This is a genomic window from Mesorhizobium sp. L2C084A000, from assembly GCF_000502875.1.
In the GTDB taxonomy this organism is placed as follows: domain Bacteria; phylum Pseudomonadota; class Alphaproteobacteria; order Rhizobiales; family Rhizobiaceae; genus Mesorhizobium.
In genome coordinates this window covers 81,786-99,980 of the sequence record NZ_AYWX01000007.1, presented here as the reverse complement: position 1 = coordinate 99,980, position 18,195 = coordinate 81,786, and the positions used below count along the sequence as shown (strand labels likewise).

The 18,195-nt window shown below is 61.9% G+C and carries 14 protein-coding genes; 6 read left to right on the top strand and 8 right to left on the bottom strand.

Annotated features, from left to right (window positions below):
• The first annotated feature begins 3 nt into the window (after positions 1–3).
• Positions 4–1,845 (top strand): ABC transporter ATP-binding protein, encoded by a 1,842-nt coding sequence (locus tag X735_RS149700; RefSeq protein WP_023811583.1) that lies wholly within the window; start codon positions 4–6, stop codon positions 1,843–1,845.
• Positions 1,846–1,942: 97 nt separating this feature from the next.
• Here X735_RS149700 and X735_RS149705 read toward each other — a convergent pair whose 3' ends face one another.
• Positions 1,943–2,218, bottom strand: coding sequence for a hypothetical protein (locus tag X735_RS149705; RefSeq protein WP_023811582.1), 276 nt, complete (start codon positions 2,216–2,218; stop codon positions 1,943–1,945).
• A 601-nt stretch (positions 2,219–2,819) separates the two neighbouring features.
• Between X735_RS149705 and X735_RS149710 the strand changes: the two genes are divergently transcribed.
• Both X735_RS149710 and X735_RS149715 read left to right on the top strand, forming a co-directional pair.
• Positions 2,820–3,497, top strand: a complete 678-nt coding sequence (locus X735_RS149710) for a sugar transferase (RefSeq protein WP_023811581.1) — start codon at positions 2,820–2,822, stop codon at positions 3,495–3,497.
• 100 nt (positions 3,498–3,597) lie between these two features.
• Positions 3,598–4,863 (top strand): polysaccharide biosynthesis/export family protein, encoded by a 1,266-nt coding sequence (locus tag X735_RS149715; protein ID WP_031213391.1) that lies wholly within the window; start codon positions 3,598–3,600, stop codon positions 4,861–4,863.
• A gap of 356 nt (positions 4,864–5,219) precedes the next feature.
• Here X735_RS149715 and X735_RS149720 read toward each other — a convergent pair whose 3' ends face one another.
• The 5 genes from X735_RS149720 to X735_RS149740 form a co-directional block, all read right to left on the bottom strand.
• Positions 5,220–6,533, bottom strand: coding sequence for an O-antigen ligase (locus X735_RS149720; RefSeq protein ID WP_023811579.1), 1,314 nt, complete (start codon positions 6,531–6,533; stop codon positions 5,220–5,222).
• Between the two features lie 201 nt (positions 6,534–6,734).
• The gene (locus tag X735_RS149725) at positions 6,735–7,562 is read right to left on the bottom strand and encodes an SDR family NAD(P)-dependent oxidoreductase (RefSeq protein ID WP_023811578.1); all 828 of its coding nucleotides are present in this window, start codon (positions 7,560–7,562) and stop codon (positions 6,735–6,737) included.
• An 88-nt stretch (positions 7,563–7,650) separates the two neighbouring features.
• Positions 7,651–8,145 carry an acetone carboxylase subunit gamma gene (locus X735_RS149730; protein ID WP_023811577.1) on the bottom strand — a complete coding sequence of 165 codons (495 nt, stop codon included), beginning with the start codon at positions 8,143–8,145 and terminating at the stop codon, positions 7,651–7,653.
• Positions 8,142–10,346 carry a hydantoinase B/oxoprolinase family protein gene (locus X735_RS149735; RefSeq protein ID WP_023811576.1) on the bottom strand — a complete coding sequence of 735 codons (2,205 nt, stop codon included), beginning with the start codon at positions 10,344–10,346 and terminating at the stop codon, positions 8,142–8,144. Before X735_RS149735 ends, X735_RS149730 begins: the two co-directional genes overlap by 4 nt.
• A 13-nt stretch (positions 10,347–10,359) precedes the next feature.
• Positions 10,360–12,519 (bottom strand): hydantoinase/oxoprolinase family protein, encoded by a 2,160-nt coding sequence (locus X735_RS149740; protein ID WP_023811575.1) that lies wholly within the window; start codon positions 12,517–12,519, stop codon positions 10,360–10,362.
• A gap of 112 nt (positions 12,520–12,631) precedes the next feature.
• On the opposite strand from X735_RS149740, the gene X735_RS149745 reads away from it, so the two are divergent.
• Positions 12,632–13,408, top strand: coding sequence for a LuxR C-terminal-related transcriptional regulator (locus X735_RS149745; protein ID WP_023811574.1), 777 nt, complete (start codon positions 12,632–12,634; stop codon positions 13,406–13,408).
• Between the two features lie 49 nt (positions 13,409–13,457).
• Here X735_RS149745 and X735_RS149750 read toward each other — a convergent pair whose 3' ends face one another.
• Both X735_RS149750 and X735_RS149755 read right to left on the bottom strand, forming a co-directional pair.
• Positions 13,458–13,733: a type II toxin-antitoxin system RelE/ParE family toxin gene (locus tag X735_RS149750; protein WP_348625591.1), complete on the bottom strand. Its 276-nt coding sequence runs from the start codon at positions 13,731–13,733 to the stop codon at positions 13,458–13,460.
• Positions 13,734–13,753: 20 nt separating this feature from the next.
• Positions 13,754–14,035: a type II toxin-antitoxin system ParD family antitoxin gene (locus tag X735_RS149755; RefSeq protein ID WP_023811572.1), complete on the bottom strand. Its 282-nt coding sequence runs from the start codon at positions 14,033–14,035 to the stop codon at positions 13,754–13,756.
• Between the two features lie 279 nt (positions 14,036–14,314).
• Between X735_RS149755 and X735_RS149760 the strand changes: the two genes are divergently transcribed.
• Positions 14,315–16,489, top strand: a complete 2,175-nt coding sequence (locus X735_RS149760) for an alpha-ketoacid dehydrogenase subunit alpha/beta (protein WP_023811571.1) — start codon at positions 14,315–14,317, stop codon at positions 16,487–16,489.
• 84 nt (positions 16,490–16,573) lie between these two features.
• Positions 16,574–18,136, top strand: coding sequence for an ABC transporter substrate-binding protein (locus X735_RS149765; RefSeq protein ID WP_023811570.1), 1,563 nt, complete (start codon positions 16,574–16,576; stop codon positions 18,134–18,136).
• Positions 18,137–18,195: the final 59 nt, after the last annotated feature.

Below are 18,195 nucleotides of genomic sequence, written 5' to 3'. Positions count from 1 at the left end.
ACCATGTCGAAGCCAATCCTTCGCCTGTCGCTGTTTCGAGAAATTGCCGCATTCGGCGCCGCCATTGCCCGGATCGGCGGCCGGCGAACATGGACGGCGCTGTTCTTCCTCATCCTCGGCAGCCTGACCGAGGGCATCTCCATCCTGCTGCTCATCCCGCTACTGCATCTGGTCGGACGCGCCGACCAGGATTTCGCTGTTCGGCTGCCCAACAATGATTTCGTGCGCTGGCTGGTGCCTGACGGCACGCTGCAGCTGACGACCGTGCTTTGCGCGCTGGTCGGGCTTGTTGCAGCGCAGGCGGCGTTCAATCGCTTCAAGTCGGTCTACATGGCCAAATTGCTGTTCGATTTCGTCAACCGCGTTCGCATGAACCTGTTCGAAAGCATCGGCAAGGCGCGCTGGGGCGTTTTTACCCGCATGCGCAGTTCCGATCTCGATCATGCCCTGACCGGCGACATCGACCGCGTCCAGGGCGCGGCGTTCTCACTGCTGATGCTGGTGCAGATCGCCGTTCTTCTGGCTGGCTATCTCCTGGTTTCCATGTTCATCTCGCCGGTCATGACGCTGTTTGCCGTCGTCATCGGCATGCTGATGTTCGTGGCGCTGCGGCCCTTCCGGGCACGGGCCACTGCCTTCGGCCGTGTGCTGACCGCCAATCGCCAGGATCAGTACCGGACGGTCTCGGAATTTCTCGGCGGCATCAAGGTGGCCAAGAGCCTGAATGTCGAGGACAGCTATTTCGCGCAGCTGCGGTCGACGCTTGAAAGGATGAAGGCCGACAACATCGACTATGTGCGCAACAGCACCATCGGCACCGCGGTATTCCAGGTGGCGAGCGTGGTGGGCCTGAGCCTGTTCATCTATGTGGCTTTGGTCCGCTTCAACCTGTCGCTGGCCGAGATCGTCGTCCTGCTCCTGGTCTTCATGCGCATCGCGCCGCGCTTCATGGACATGCAGACGCAAGCCCAGCAAGTGCTGATCAACCTGCCCGCCTTTACGGCAATGCGCAGCCTGCAGGCACGTTTCGACGCCGAACGCGAACCAGGCCATACCGAGTTCGCCGACGCCGGGACACTCTCCCTCAATACGGGATTGAATATTCGCGGTGTCTCCTTCGCCTACGGAGATGCTGGCGCCAAGATGGTGGTGAGCGGCATCACCTTCGGCCTGCCGGCCGGCAAGGTCACCGCCCTGATCGGCCCGTCCGGATCGGGCAAGAGCACGATCGCCGATATGCTGCTTGGCCTGCTGGAGCCTACCACCGGCATGATGCTTGTCGACGGCGTCGAGATCGATGCCAGCAATCGCCGTCGCTGGCGCGACCAGGTGGCCTATGTGCCGCAGGACGTGTTCCTCCTGCACGACACGATCGCGGCGAACCTGCGCCTTGCCGCGCCACGGGCCAGCGATGGCGACCTGTGGGCCGCGCTGCATCAGGCGCACGCCGGCGAGTTTGTCGAACGGCTCGACCTCAGGCTCGAGACGGTGGTCGGCGATCGCGGCGTGCGGCTTTCGGGCGGCGAACGCCAGCGCATCGCGCTCGCACGCGCGCTGCTGCGCAAGCCGTCGCTGCTCATCCTGGACGAGGCGACCAGCGCGCTCGACTGGCAGAACCAGTCGCTGATCGTCAGGTCGATCGACGAATTGCGCGGCACGATGACGATCCTGACCATCGCGCACCGGCCGTCGATGATCGCCTTCGCCGACTGGGTGGTGGCGATGGAAAACGGCCGTATCGTCGAGGTCGGCCAATATCAGCGGCTGAAGGAAAAAACCGGCAGCCGGTTGTCGAGGATGCTGTCGGGGGAACAGTCAGAGAGCGAACCCGCCGATGTCGCGTGAGCCGGCGACCAAGACGCGCCGAAACGGATTCACGCGGCGCCTGGTCTCTTGTTTCGAAGCATGCCTCCAAACCGGGGGCAGGTTTGAGCAATCTGCATCAATGCAGGCCGCGCCTGGCACCGCCCAGCTTCTCGCTTTCGGCGACCTCTGGTGCGTTCAGTTTGCGCTCGGCGTCACGGGCTATGTCGGCAGGCGTCGGAGCGCTCCTGGCGATCATGGTGTAGATGAGCACGAAATAGCCGGCCTGAATGATCACGGCGCAGATGATGACGCGCACCAATATCGTGCCTATCGACGCACCGCCCAGCCAGGACCAGCCGACGACGATCGCCAGAGCGAAAATCATCCCGAGGATGAATTTTGGAAGTGCCATGCCCAACAGCCCATAAACCGGCTCGGGTATTTATCACGATTGCCCCACCCGAGCGCCGTCCCTTGTCATGTGGGCTTGTTAAGGTCGCCCACTCTCGACCGGTTGCTTCCGGCCTTTTCCACCTGTCGTCACCGTGACAGGTATAATTTGCAATTCTATTAAGGCGAGCAATAGGCGGCAAGGGCAACTTCGGATATTTTTGATCGAGCTTTTGCGATCGACTCTGCCATGCTGCAATGCACGCGACGGGAGCTAAGCCGATCTGCTCTCCTCGGCATTTTCAGTAAGATAGACAATATTAAGTAGTATTTTATACGGTTTTCACCATGCATTAGGGCAGGATAAAGCACTAGTTTGCAGCTTGCCTTGACAGATAGGTAGGTCTGCCTAAAAACGGCCCCACAAAGGCCCCTATTTTTTCGGCCGTGCCCATTTATTGTCACAAATGTGCTAAATACGCCGAAATTTGTGCATGACAAGCTTATTATTTAGTCAATTCATGACGTGACTATTTCAATGGGGTGGTAAATTGTGTGTTGCGCTGCAACATTTTTTTGGTATGGTGCGCTGAACCATTCGTTCAACGCATGGAGTTTACGGCATGAGGGACGTTGCCAAGTCGGCCACGGCGAGCTTTTCGCAGGCTGACATCGATTTTCCGCCACCGATCGGCGGCTTGCTCAAACGCAGCTTCGATATCGCCGGTTCACTGATTGGATTGATCGCACTCAGCCCGCTGTTTGTCATGATAGCGCTGCTGGTCAAGTTTTCCGACGGCGGCTCGATTTTCTACGGTCACAGGCGAATTGGACGCGGCGGGCGGATTTTTCCTTGCCTGAAGTTCCGCACCATGGTTCCGGACGGCGACAGGGTATTGGCAACCTATCTCGCCACCAACCCGGACGCCAACGCGGAATGGATCGCCACCCGCAAGCTGAAGAACGATCCGCGCGTTACCCGTGTCGGAGCAGTGCTGAGGAAACTCAGCCTCGACGAGCTGCCGCAGATCATCAACATCCTGCAGGGCGACATGAGCCTTGTCGGCCCTCGTCCGGTCGTGCGCGACGAGCTGGAGATCTATGGCACGTCCGCCGTCTATTACCTGAAATCCCGCCCGGGCCTGACTGGCCTGTGGCAAGTCAGCGGCCGCAACGATGTGTCCTATGACAGCCGCGTCGCCTTCGATCGCCACTATGTCGAGAACTGGTCGCTGTTCGAGGACGTTCGCATCATCATCAAGACCGTCCCGGCCGTCTGGATGTCGCGCGGTTCTTACTGACCGGCCGGTGGCCAATGCCAGACATTGGCATCGGCCATTCGACGCAAGCTCATCGGGCGATGGGGCTATAGCGGATCGGAACGTTGAGTTGAAAACAGATTTGTTCGAAGCCTTTCGCAGCGGCCCGGATTCCGGCCGGCTGCGGCGGGCGCGTTTGCTGGCCACATGCCTTGCCATGGCGCTCGTCGTCCCGCATATCGCCGCCGCCAGCGACTATCGCCTCGGCTCGCAAGACAAGCTCACCATCCGCGTCGCCGAATGGCAGACCGTCGAAGGCACATTTCGTGACTGGTCGGCGGTGAATGGCGAGTACACGGTCGGTCCATCCGGTACGCTGTCGGTGCCGTTCGCCGGCGAGTTGCCGGCATCCGGCAAGACCACGTCCGAAATCGCGGCGGCGATCGGCGAGGCTTTGCAGAAAAAGCTCGCTTTGTCAGACCGACCGGAAGCCTCGGTCGAGATGGCGCAGTTCAGGCCATTCTACATTTCGGGCGAAGTCCAGAACCCAGGCCAATTTCCTTATGTCCCAGACCTGACGGTGTTGAAGGCGATCAGCGTCGCGGGCGGCATCAGGCGCAACGCCGATTACGGCCCCCAGCTCGGCAAGGACCTTGTCACCGCCAAGGGCATGTTCGACATCTCCGACGACCAGCGCATTCGACTGATCGTCAGGCGCGCCCGCATCGATGCGGACATGGCCGGCAAGGCGAGTTTCGACGTGCCTAAGGAAGTCGAGGGCGATCCAAGGCTGCCAGCCATCGTCGCGGACGAGATGACGATCCTGACGGCCGACCAAAAGGCGCTGAAGCTGAAACTCGAGGCGCTCGACGATCTGAAAGGTGTCTTGGAGTCCGAGATCGAATCGCTGCAGAAGAAGATCGTCAATCAGCAGCAGCAGGTCGACCTGGCGCAGCAGCAACTCGCCAGCATCGGTCCGCTGGCGCAAAAGGGCCTGATCGCCAATGCCCGTCTGCTGGATTCGCGCCAGTCCGTGGCCGACCTGCAGGGCAAGATCCTGGACTACGAAACCGCCATCCTCACCGCCAAGCAGGCGATCAGCAAGGCGAAGCAGGATGCTATCGATGCCCAGAACACCTTGAGTTCAAGTCTCGCCACTGACCGGCAGCAGACCGAAGCCGACCTGAACGAGGCCGCGTTGAAGGTGAACATGCAGAAAGGCCTGATAGCCCAGGCCAGCGATCCCGCGATGGCGGCCGCTATAACAAACGATCAGCAACCTACCCTGCTCTATTCACTGGTGCGCAATCTCGATGGCAAGACCACCGAGATAGCCGCCAAGGAAGAAACCCCGGTGCTGCCTGGCGATGTGATCAAGGTCAAGCTGGCGCCGCTGGCCAGCCAGTAGACTTGCTAAGCGCTGAGCGGTTCATCATTTTACAGAAATGCAGAACCGCTTCATACGCTCGTCGCCTTCTGTGAGCGGATGGTCCGCGGATATTCGCATTTGCACGTTCTGAGATTGGTTTTCGCGGCGCCGTAACTGGAAGTGCCGGCCGGACGCCCTGGCGCTTCTGGAGCACGGCTTTTGGACAGTAACAGCTGCGCGCCGGACGTCCTGGTCGCTCGGAGCACGCGAGTCTGACAATCCAGCGTTTCAGTCTATTTCGCGGAGGCATGGATTTCCCGCCTCGCGCCCGGCCTGCTTGAGCCTTCGATCAGGGGAATTTGTATTGACGCGACTTCAGGTCCCGAGACGATAGCTCACGCCTGATCGGCGACCGCCGGACGGCGGGCATGCCGAGGCCAGTCAGCCTCGCCCCCGGCCGCGTCAGCCGGCTCGGGACGAGGCGACCGCCGCCTGCGGGTAACGGGCAGCCGCGCCAGCTTGAAGAAGCTGAAATACATCAGGAAAGAACCCATGATGTAGGGGTTGAGAATCTCGACCTCGACGAAGGAGCGGATCAGCAGCAGCACCATCACGCCGAAAAGGATCACCGAGTCCGCCTGCCATGCCTTGAAGATCACCGCCGAGACGTGGCCGTAGAGCGTGCGCAGCATGATCAGCGACACCAGCGTCGCTCCGACGAAGCCGAGTTCGACGAGGGCCTCGATGTAGGTGTTGTGGAAGTGAAAGCCGGTGCGGGTGGTGATGTAGAATTCGTTCCACAGCCGCTCGGCTTCAGCGAAGCCCTGCACCCAATAGGCGGCATAGCCGACGCCGAGAATCGGCGATTTCTGCACCGTGTTCCAGCCTTGTTCCCAAAGATAGGTTCGCCCGGTGAGCGTCGAATCCTTGCCGAAGAGGCCGAGGACGAAGTCCATCAGCCCGAGATTCAAGGCGACGAAGGCCGTCACGACCAGCAGGCCGGCGCCGATCAGGAAGATGACCCGGCGATAGCGGCGTGACAGAAGTTTGCTCATCGCAAGAAGCGCCACCAGCGCCAGAACCGCGGGTATCGAGGCCATCGAGGTGGCGGAATGCGAGGCGACCAGTACATAGGCCGACAGCAGCACGACGGGCACCGCCAGTATGAAGCTCAGCCGGCCGCGTCTGTAGAACGCAAGGAAGACAACGCAGAAATAGATGCCAAGCGAGCCGACAAAGCCGATCTGATTCTTGGAGGCGAAGGCGCCGACGAAGTTCACGGTGCCGTCGAGGACATCCTCGGAATAATTCCCGACCTTCACAGAATAGAGAAGGACGACGAATATCCCGACCAGCGCCCCTATGGTCAACGTGCGCACGCTGACGGTGCGCGCAGCTATGTAGGCGCAGGCAATATGGGAAAAATACTGGACCGACGTCCTTGCGGTGACGCCGGGAGCCTGCGACCAGAAAACCGAGAAGCAGACATAGGCCGCAAACAGCAGCGGCAGCCAGGCGCTGGACAGATGTCGCAAAAACCGCCGGTAGTCGACCAGGATGAGCGGAAGCCAGACCGCATAGTAGGCCAGGATCAGCACCTGGCCGAAAATGACCGAATAGGAAAACGCCCAGATCGAGACGACTACGGCAAAGGCGCCATAGACCGAATTCTTCTCGGGATCGATCAGCAGGGACTTTGGAATCTTCATCTCAGAGTCTCGCCGACACGACCCAGGGCCGGCAAGCCATGAGCCGGCCGGAATCTTCGCAAATATGGGCGTGCAATAAACGGCGTCTCCATTGTGCAGTGCAATATAACCTATTGCGCCCGGCGCTCAATGGCAAATCCGGTCACCTTGTCTTACAGCGAGGCATCTGCGGAGAGATCAGCTGGTTGCGCGTCCGAGACGCTACCAAAGCGCTCCGCCGGTGATCTGGATGTTCTCCATGGTGATGCCCTTGGCGAGATCCGAGCACAGGAATACCGCCAGAGCCGCAATCTCCTGCGGCTGCAGCATGCGCTGCTGCGGGTTGCCTTTGGCGATCTCGGCCCTCGCTTCCTCAGCGGTGCGCCCCTTGCCTTCGCGCTCGACGACCTGCGCCACATTGCGGCGCATCAGTTCGGTCTCGACCCAGGTCGGGCTGATCATGACACAGGTGACGCCATGCGCTGCCCCTTCCAGCGCCACGCAGCGTGTGAGGCCGAGAAGGCCGGCCTTGGACGCGCAGTAGGCTGGGTTGTCCTTCCAGCCGACCGAGGCGGCGGTTGAGCCGATGTTGACGATGCGGCCCCAGCCGCGCTCAATCATGCCCGGCAGCACGGCGCGGGTGGCACGGAAGGCGCCTGTCAGGTTGGTGTCGACGATCTTGTCCCACAGCGCGTCGGAATGGCCGCAGACCGGCTGCTCGGCGGTGGTGCCGGCAGCGTTGACCAGAATGTCGGCCGGCCCGATGGCCGCTTCGGCTTCCGCAACAAAACGGTTGATGACGTCGCTGTCGCGGACGTCGAGATGGGCGGCGTGGACCCTGGTGCCATGGGCGGCGAGAGCCGTACGCACGCGCTCGATCTCGTCCGCGCCTGGATAGTAGGCGGCATCGGACCTGTCAGAGCTGGCCGGCGCGATGTAGGAGCCGACGGCGACATTGGCGCCGGCTTCAGCCAAAGCCGTGGCAATGGCAAAGCCCATGCCCGAGAACCCACCGGTAACGATGGCGCTACGGCCGGAAAGGTTTGTCATGGCGCACGGTCTCCACTTCGTTCCGGGCAGGCAATCAGGCCTGACCGGATTTGGCAATCACACCGGCGCAGCCTCCATCGCCAGCGTTTCATGTTTGCTGGAGCGGTTTGCCTAACCATTCGCGATAGAAGCCTTCGAGGTCGGGCTCGAAATCGTGGACGATGGGATAGCCAGGTGCCGCCGCCTCCACCTCGTGCAGCGTGCCGCACTCAGGACAGATGAATTCGCGGATTTCCATCCACTCGGGATCGGGGAGATCGCTGTTCGGATAGATTTCGCGCAAAGCCTCCTCGGTGTTGCGGACGTTGATCGCAGCCTTCAGCTTCCAGTTCTTGCGATAGTCGCCGAAGGAGTGGCCGCATTCACAGCGGGTAATGCGCTCATCGCCGCTCTGGCAGATGAACAGATGATCCGAGACCGGCAGCAGGATCGGGTCCGTCCAGGCAACGCGATCCTGATAGACGGCAACCATCTTGAAGAAACGGTCATCGTCCTTGTAGGCACTCATGATCCGCCTTGTCTGTGGCCAGGGCAGCTTGCCTGCGGCCAGATCGCCCAGGACTTCCTTGCTGTACGAGGTCATGGTTTTGCTCCCGGCATGAAGATCGATCTGGCATCGACGTTCCAGAACTCGCTGAATTCGCTGGTGAAGCGCGGCGACAGCTTGATCGCGCTGGCGTACATTTTCTTCACCTCGGGGGCGAAATCGGCCTTTTCGACGCGGCCGCGCTCCTTGGCGATCCAATCCGCCACCGGAATCGCCTTGACCAGACGCTGCTTGCGCATGGCGGCGCGGCGTTCGGCCGTGGCGTCGATATCGGCGATGGGATAGCCGTCTTCGTCGTCCTTCAGCACGATGCCGAAAACCTGGTCCGCCGCTTGCCGGGTGAGAAAGCCGTTCTCGACATCCCATGCCGTCTTGATCGGATCGCGCTCCAGAACGTCGCCGTAACCGCCGCCGCCATTGTAGGAATGGCTGAAGATGTCGCCGGACTTGTGCGGCGAGGTGATGTAGGGGCCCTCGACCACGACATGGTCGCCACCGATGTTCCGCTCGTAGTCGGAGACATGCGGATCGATGCCGGGCGCATGCGCCAGCGGTTCGCCTTTTGCCGCGAGTTCGTGAATGTCTGAGTTGCGCACCGAGCGATGCTTCTGGCAGGTCGGCGCCGGATAACCGCCGCACATGCCGCCATTGTCGAACACGCGCGAAGAATGTTCGGAGGTGTGGAGCCGCAGATGCGACGTCTTGTTGATCAGCCAGGTCGAGACGAAGGAACAGCCGCCGCGATATTTGCCGGCACCGCCGGAGTTGGGCACGATCGAGCGGCCGATATAGACCATCGGCATCGACTGTTCCCAGACCTCGATGTTGCCCATGTCGGATTCCGGGTTCCAGCCGACATAGGCGGTGTCGAGACCATCCTTGATGGCGAGCGCGCCGGAGCCGGCGGCGGCGCATTCAAAATGGGCCATGCCGAACGGCGTGCCGTACTGGCTCTCGCCACCCATTTCGATCATAGGACTGTTGACCTGGCCGACGAAGGCTTCCTCGACGAAGCCGCGGGCGATGAAGCCGCGCGACAGCAGGCGCTGGAAGACACCATAGGCCGGCAGCAGCAAGGCCCATGAGGTGGCGGTCGCCACCATTTCGTTGTCGGGGTTGGTCCAGGTGCCGTGCGGCAGTTTCAGTTCGGTTGCCATCCAGGCGCCGTCATTGACCAGCCCTTCGAAATTCATGTGCTGGGTCAGCGTCACGAACATGCCGCCATCCATGCCGGCCGGCGTGCAGTTCATCGAATGGTAGCCCCAGGGCTGCGTGCCCTCGAAGTCCATGGTGATCTTGCCGTCGGTGGTGATCTCCATCTCGATCGGGATATTATAGAGCCAGTCGGGATCGCCGAGCAGCTGGAAGCCGGGCTTTCCCGCCGTGACATGGCCGTAAAAAGTGTGGCCGCGATAGATGCCGGGCACGGTAAGCTGGCGGGTGCGGGCGAGCTGGGCGCGGCGGCCTTCCTCGATGAACTCCTTCGAGACCTTCATCCAGTAGTCTAGGCCGATCTCCGAGATCAGCTGCTTGACGCTTTCGCGCATGTCGATGCAGGAGGCGACCTTGGCCTTTTCGTCCAGCACCCAGTAGATCGGCATGCGCAGATTACGTTCGCAGCGGATCACGTAGTCGCGGCGGATCTCGTCATTCTCGCCGATCTTCTCGGCGCAGACGAACAGACCCTCGGTGAAGCGCTCCTGCGCCAGACACACGTCGCCGCCCGGCGTGATGCCGCCGGCTTCCAGCTCGTGGCAGACAGCGCCGGCCCAGCCGACCAGCGTGCCTTCATGGAAGATCGGCACGACGTCCATGACGTCGGGCACCTGCACGGTGCCTATGAAGGCATCGTTGTTGGCGAAGATGTCGCCTTCGCGGATGCGAGGGTTGTCCTCGTAGCCGTTTTTGATCATCCATTTGATGAAGCGGCTCATCGTATGGACATGCACCATGATGCCGTTGGAGAGCGCAATGGCGTCGCCCTCGGGCGTGTAGATGGCGACCACCATTTCGCCGACCTCTCGCACGCCGGGCGAAGCCGAGATGCGGCGGGCCATTTCGCGTGCCGAGACGCAATAGGCGCGCAGCTTGGTGTGCAGCGTCTCGAATTTCAGCGGATCCTGGTTGCGCAGCGTGAGTTCGGTGATGCCGTCATAGCAACCGGTCTCCTCCATCAGCCGCTCGGAATCGAGCAATCTTTCGCGAAGGCGCAGGGCCGAGGCAGGTTTGTCCAACATGGCGGTCGCCCTCTCAAGCGTGGGTGTAGTGCAGCAACGTCCATTCATCGACATGGACGCGGTCCTGCGGATGAACCACGAGCGTGGTGGCGGGATGTTCGATGATGGCCGGGCCGATGACTTCATGGCCGGGCTGCAAAAGGTCCATCTCGTAGAGATTGGCCTTGTGCCAGCGCCCACCGATATACGCCTCGCGCACACCCTTGTGGGCGGAAGCAGGATTGGAAGCGCCGAGGGGTCGCTTGAGCAGCACCGGCTTGACCTTGTCAGCGGTGGCGATCAGCCCGAGTTCGGTGATGGTGAAGCCGGCTTCGCCATAGCGCGACACGCGATGGTTGACCTTGGCATAGACGGCCTCGAACTCGTCGAGAACCCTGCGCATCTCGTCGGCCGAATCGACCTTGGCAAGTGGCGCCATGACCTCGACGTCCTCGAGCTGGCCGGTGTAGCGCATCATCAGGAACGGCACGGTCCTGATCTTCTCCCTGGCATGGCCGTCGGCGATCATCTCGTCGACCGCGGCCCTGGTCAGGTCGTCCCAGACAGTGGTGACCTTGGCGCCGAAGGCGGCCAGCGTAGCCTCGTCGGGACGTGACGTGATGTCGTGCTGCGTCGAGACGGAATGACGGCGCATGAAATCGGCCGTGGTGCAGCCGAAGGCGGAGAAGGCGGCCGCGAACTGGAAGGTGATGATGTCCTTGAAGCCGATGCCCCTGGAGCAGCCGGCCAGATGCAGAGGACCGGAGCCGCCATAGGACAGCAGCGTGAACTCCGAAGGATGAATGCCTTGGCCCGAGATGACGCGGCGCAGCGCGTTGTTGGCGTCGGATTCCAGCATGTCGATCATGCCTTCCGCGGCTTCCTCCAGTCCGACGCCCAATATGTCGGAGCATTTCTCCTGGAAGGCACGGCGCGCCTTTTCGACCTGCAGCACGACCTTGCCGCCGAGGAAGTAGTGCGGGTTGAGGCGACCGAGAATGGCGTCGCAATCGGCGATGGTCGGTTCGGTGCCGCCGCGATCGAAGCAGATCGGACCGGGATCCGAGCCAGCGCTTTCCGGCCCAAGCGAGACCTTCTTGGTCAGCGGATCGACCTTGAGGATCATGCCGGCGCCGGCGCCGATGGTGTCGAGATGCAGCGTCGGCACGTTGAGCTTGAAACGGTCCATCAGCGGCTCGTTCTCGATCCGCGTCTGGCCGCGCGTGATGACGCCCATGTCGAAGGAGGTACCGCCCATATCCGAGCAGATCAGCGAGTCGTTGCCGATCAGCTTGCCCACATAGGCAGCGCCCAGAATGCCGCCGATCGGGCCGGAGATCATGGTTTCATGCAGGCGCGGATGGTTGATCGAGGTCAGGCCGCCGAAGGAGAGCAGCGTCTGCACGCCATATTTGAAGCCGTATTTCTTCGAGACATCCTCGATGCCTTTGAGCTGCTTGCGGCCACGCGAGGTGGCGTAGGCTTCGATCAGCACCGAATTCAGCCGCGACTGTTCGCGAATAACCGGGCGAACCTCATGGCTGGTGTAGACGATGATGTCGGCGCCGGCCTTGTCGACCTCCGCGCGGCAGATCTCGGCGATGCGCTTCTCGTGCACCGGATTGACGTGCGAGAAGATGGTCATGATGCAGATCGCCTCGACCTGGTCGGCGATCAGTTTTTTCGCGGCGGCGGAGACCTCGTGTTCGTAGAGCGGCAGCACGATGTCGCCGAACTGGTCGATTCGCTCGGTGACGCCATGCGTGCGGCGGCGCGGCACCAGCGGATCGGGATGGTGATGGGTGACCGCATGCAGCCGGTCGGCGTAGGAATAGTCGGCCCAGGCCTGCAGTCCTCGGCCCATCAGGATCATGTCTTCCAGGCCCTTGGTGGTGATCAGGCCGAGCCTGCGGCCGGTGCGCGACAACAGTGTGTTGAGCATGCCGGTGCCGGAATAGAGCACGACGTTGACGCCGGAAAACAGTGATTCGAGCGAGATGCCCCAAGCATCCGCCGCATCCTCGGCAGACGCGAGAAAACCTTCGGCTTCGTTCTTCGGCGTGGTCGCCGACTTGCCGATCTTGAAGTGGCCGTCCTGATCGACAAGGATCGTGTCAGTCATGGTGCCGCCGGCGTCGATACCGATGACGATTGGATTGCCGACGATGGGGGCGGTGAGATTGGGTTGGGTCACGGTCGCCTCGGGATCTGGTCTAGGTTGACGCTAGGCTAGATTCGACAGGCGGCTTCGCGCCATATGCCTAAAGACATAATGACGGCTGGGCTGACATCGCCGAGAAAAGGGCATGCGCATGGACAATATCTGGGCGCCGCTCGCCAAAGCGATCGCCGCCACCGGCACCGACAGGCATGTCGACTGCCTGATCGACCTGATCGGCGCCGACATCGAGCACGACCTCGTCACGGTGACGCGCTATTCGGCGACGCAGACGCCGGAATTCGTCAAGCACCGGCGCTTCTCGGATGAAATGGTCCGGCGCTATCTCGACAACTACTACGTCTTCGACCCGTTCTATGCCTCGTGGCGGCGCGAGCGAAGGCTGGGCATCATGCCGCTGAAGCGGCTCGCCGACGACGAGGCCAAGCGCGGCCAGTACATTGCCGGCTTCCTGGCACAGTCGGAGATCTGCGACGAGGTCGGCATCATGCTGGCCGATGGCGGTGACTGGTGCCTCGGCATCTTCCTCGATCGCTCGACCGCTTCTTTCAAGGACAGCGAGATCGCCCTGCTGGACGAGCGGCTGCCGGTGTTCGAGGCGCTGCATGCGCTCGACATCAAGGCGCGCGGAACCGAATTCTCCCGCACATCGGCACCGACCAGCCCCGGCGCCTCGCCCCGGCAGGAGCCGACCATTCCGGCCAGCCTGTGGCCGGAGCTGTCGCTGCGCGAGCGGGAGCTGGTCCAGTTGATCCTCGCCGGCCACCCGACGGCGAACATCGCCGAGCGCCTCGGCATCACCGTCGGCACGGTCAAGAACCACCGCCGGCGTATCTACGAGAAGCTCGACATCACCACCGAGCGGGAATTGTTTTTGCAGTTCTTCCAGCATCTGGTCGACTGACAGCCGGGGTTCGGACAGCTAGGCGGTTTACGCTTTTTCCCGTTGCAGGTTAGAGCTCATCCTCCCAATTGGCGCCGCCATAGAACACACGGAAAATCACCACTTGGTCGGATTCCACTGTAAAGGTCACCGTTACACGGCGCTCAAAACCGACAACCCGAAGCCCCGGCCGCAGATCGTCACGGCGTGTTCCGCGCTCCGAGGCGTAGTCGAGACCCTGGCAGTAGGCTTCGATACGCTCGATATAGCGTATGGCCGTGACGTTGCCGGCGGCGATCTCGATGGTGTCGTATATCCATCTTAAGTCCGCTAGGGCTTCCGGCAACAGAACAATATGCCGGCGCTTCACACATCCCTCTTAAAGCGGGCGGCGTGGTGAGCGCGGATGTCGTCAAAAGCCTGGTTGGCTGGGATAACTCGGGAAGGGTCTGCCTTCCATCTGTCATAGGTCGGCACGACTTCCTCGCGCAGCCAACGCTCTACGGCCGCGTCGCGCTCTTGCAGGGCACGAAGCCCGGCGCGGATCACTTCACTGCTGGTCGCATAGGTTCCTGATTCAACGAGACGGTCGATGAAAGCAGCCTGCTCTGTTGGCAGGCTGAAGGTGCGCTTTTCGGTGGCAGCCATGATTTCTCCTATGATGTCGGTGTGATTATATCATACCAATATCGAATAGCGTTAGAAAATCTGTCGGGCGAAGAACCGACATGGGGCCTGCTAGCAGTCTCAAAATTCCTCTTGCGGAACCGCGCCGTCCCGGCTTAGTCTCTGCCTCGTCACAAAAATGAAATTTAATTCCATTTGTGTGCAAACCTTCTAGCCAGCATCGTGCCCCAGGAAAAATGAACGGCCTAATCGACTGAGAAAATATTTGATATATCATCTACCAGAACGGAAATAGCTGACATGGTCCAGCAGACATCGATCCAGCCATCGGCGCCCTGGTTGCGGCTAGAGGTTGACGATTCGGACTGGAACGACGCCGAGGTTTCGGGCCTGGTGCGCTGGTACCACCAGATGCTGCTCATCCGCCGTTTCGAGGAAAAAGTGCTCGATCTCGCCAATGCGGGGCTGGTGCATGGTCCGGCGCATGCCAGCATCGGCCAGGAGGCGACGGCGGTCGGCGCCATGTCCGTGCTCGGCACGGGTGACCGCATCAACGGCACCCACCGCGCCCATCACCAGGTGCTGGCCAAGCTTGTCAACGCGCAGACGCCCGGCGGATTCGACCCGCTGCATGACGCTTTCAACCCGGACATGCAGGGCTCGGTGCGCGGCCTGATGGCCGAGATCATGGGCCTCAGCGCCGGCTATTGCGGCGGCCGTGGCGGCTCGATGCATATGCGCGACGACGCCTCGGGGATTCCTGGCACCAGCGCCATCATCGGTGGCAACCTGCCGCATGCGGCAGGCTACGCGCTCGCCGACAAGCTGCTTGGTACCGGCAACATCTCGGTCGCCTTCTTCGGCGACGGCACGATGATGGCAGGGCCGGCCTATGAGGCGATGAACATCGCCGCGCTATACCGGCTGCCGGTGATCTTTTTCGCCGAAAACAATCTCTATGCCGTCTCGACTCACATCAACGAGCAGACGCGCGAGACGCGGCTGGCCTCGCGAGGACCTATGCTCGGCTTTCGCGGCATCGAATGCGACGGCATGGATGTGGTGGCCGTCCACCATGCCATGCGCAAGGCGCGCCGGACGATCGAGGAAGACGGCGGCCCGGTGCTGGTCGAGGCGCTCTGCTACCGCTTCCTGCATCAGAGCGGCGCCCGCCCGGGCAGCGAATTCGGCTACCGCACGCGGGCCGAAGAGGACGCCTGGAAAGCGCGCGACCCGCTTGCCACCATGGCGGCTCGCCTGAAGACGATGGGCATCCTGAACGATTCGGACCTCGGTACACTCGACCAGCGCGTCATGGAGGTGGTCAACACCGCTGCCGATTCGCTGACCGAAATGAGCGGCAACGCGCTGCGCATTCCTGATCATCTGTGGCCGGACCCAAGCGACGTCGACAACCAGATCCGCGGCGATCTTTCCGAACTGAAGAGCGAGCGCTTCCTCGAGATCGAGGACGTGCCGCCGGCCGAGACCAAGCCGGTCAAATTCATGGTTGCCGCGTCCGAGGTCATCGCTCGCGCCATGGAGCAGGATCCGCGCATCATCATCATGGGCGAGGACGTGCACCGGCTGCGCGGCGGCGTTTCGGGCGCCACAAAAGGTGCGCTGGAACGCTGGCCGGAGCGCGTGCTGGCGATGCCGATCGCCGAGAACGGTTTTGTCGGGGTGGCGCTGGGTGCAGCGCTTTGCGGCTTGCGGCCGATCGTCGAGATCATGTTCGGCGACTTCTGCCTGGTTGCCGCCGACCAGCTGTTCAACGCGGTCAGCAAGGTGCGTCACATGTTCGGCGGCGGTTTTCCGGTGCCCATCGTGGTCAGGGTGCGCGTCTCGCCGCACACCGGCTACGGCTCGCAGCATTCGGGTGATCCGTCCGGCCTGTTCGCCCTGTTTCCCGGCTGGCGCATCGTCGCGCCGACGACGCCCTTCGACTATATCGGCCTGATGAATTCAGCGCTGAAATGCGACGATCCGGTCGTCGTCATCGAGCATGTCGAACTGTTCCCGAGCGAAGGCCCTGTGCCTGCGGACGACCGCGACTATTGCGTGCGGCTCGGCAAGGCGAAGATAGTCAGGCCGGGCAGCGCCTGCACACTGCTCACCAGCGCCAGCATGGTTGCTGTCGCCAGACAGGTGGTCGAGGAGACCGGCGCCGATGCCGAGATCATCGACCTGCGCAGCCTCGACCCGACCGGGCTCGACTGGCCGCTGGTGGAAGCCTCGATCCGCAAGACCAACCGAGTGGCCGTCATCGAGCAGGTGCAGCGTGGGCTATCGCTTGGCGGACGACTGACACAGGAGATTCAGGATCGCGTGTTCGATTATCTCGATCACGAGATCCTGCATGTGACGGGAAGCCTTTCTGCTCCCGTCGTATCGGCCCCGCTCAACCGCGCCGCACTGGGCGGCGCTGAAAAGCTCAAGGCCGCGCTTCAATCCCTCACTGGCGTGGGCGGATAGAGCGAACGCATTGCCACAAAGATCCGACAAGAAAATGGGAGAACTGACATGACCATCCTACCGAGAAGCAAGACCAGAGCGACGATGCTGGCAGCCGTGCTGCTGGCCACCAGCGCCTTCTGGGCGCCGGCCAGCTTCGCGCAGGACAGCAAGCCGCTGGTCATCGCGCGCAACATCGACCTCAACTCGCTCGATCCGCACCGCGCGTTCTGCGACACCTGCCAGATCTACAATTCCAGCGTCTATGAATCGCTGCTGACGCTGGACAAGGACAACAAGCTGATCCCGTTGCTCGCTTCCAAATGGGAAGGCAATGCCGACCAGAGCAGCTTCACCTTCACGCTCGACCCGGCCGCCAAATTCTCGGACGGTTCGCCGGTAGAGGCCAAGGACGTGAAATGGTCCTGGGAGCGGCTGAAGAACCTCAAGGGCAGCGCCTCGTTCCTGATGGACAATGTCGCCTCGATCGAGACCCCGGACGCGCATACGGTGGTCGTCAAGATGGTCGCGCCGAGCTCCGAATTCCTCAACATCGCGGCGGCGCCCTACGCAGCGGTCGTCAACAGCAAGGTTGCTTCCGAAGCCGGCGCCAAGGCCGATGCGGAAGCCTCGACGACAGACAATGCCGAGGCCTGGTTCCTGGCGCATTCGGCCGGCAGCGCGCCGTTCGTGCTGAAATCCTATGAGCCCAATTCGGAGCTGCGGCTGGCACGCAACGACAAATACTGGCGCACGGCGCCGGCGCTGAGCGAAGTCGTCATCCGCCAGACCAAGGATGCAGTGGCGCAGGCGCAGATGCTGCAGAGCGGCACCGCCGACATCGCCATGCAGATCGACCCGGACACGGCCAAGACGATGACCGGCAGCGACGTGAAGATCGAGACCGTGCCATCCTACAACTTCATCTATGTGGCGCTGTCGCCGGGCGCCAAGGCCAACAAGGTTCCGCTGACGCCCGAAGTGCGTGAGGCCATCTCGCTCGGCCTCGACCGTCCGAGCATCCTCGACTTCACCATCGGCTCCGAGGGCCAGTTGATCAGTGCGCCGATCCCGCTCGGCTTCCCCGGCGGTTCGGGCTTCGAGGCGCAGCCCTATGACGTCGCCAAGGCAAAGGAACTTCTGGCCAAGGCCGGACACGCCGACGGCTTCGAGATGGAAGCAGCGTTTCCCGGCATGAACGTCTACGGCGTCGACCTGTCGCTTCTGATGCAGAAGGTTCAGCAGGATCTGGCCAAGATCAACATCAAGCTCGATCTGCAGCCGATCCCCTTCGCCAACTGGCGCGAACGCGTCAATGGCGACGGCATCCCGATGACCGCGGTGTTCTACGCGCCGGACTATTACGGCACCTCGCAATACATCGATTATTTCGCCATGACCAAGGGCAGCCCGTGGGCACGCCGCGCCGGCGCGGAGCGCGACCCGTCGGTGCTCAACCCAAAGGAAGCGGAGATCTACAAGGCAGCCCTTGCGGCAAGCGGCGACAAGGCCGCCCAGCTGTGGCACCAGGCTGGCGAGGAGATGATCAAGGACAGGATCATCCTGCCGCTGATCAGCCCGAACCTGATCCTGGCCTACAAGTCGGACGTCAAGGGCGTGCGCTACAGCGCCTGCTGCAACCTGCCGCTGGCAGAACTCAGCCACTGAGCGAAAAAAAGCGGGAGGCGGCCCAGCCGCCTCTCGCTTCCTCCTCCTGGACGATCAGC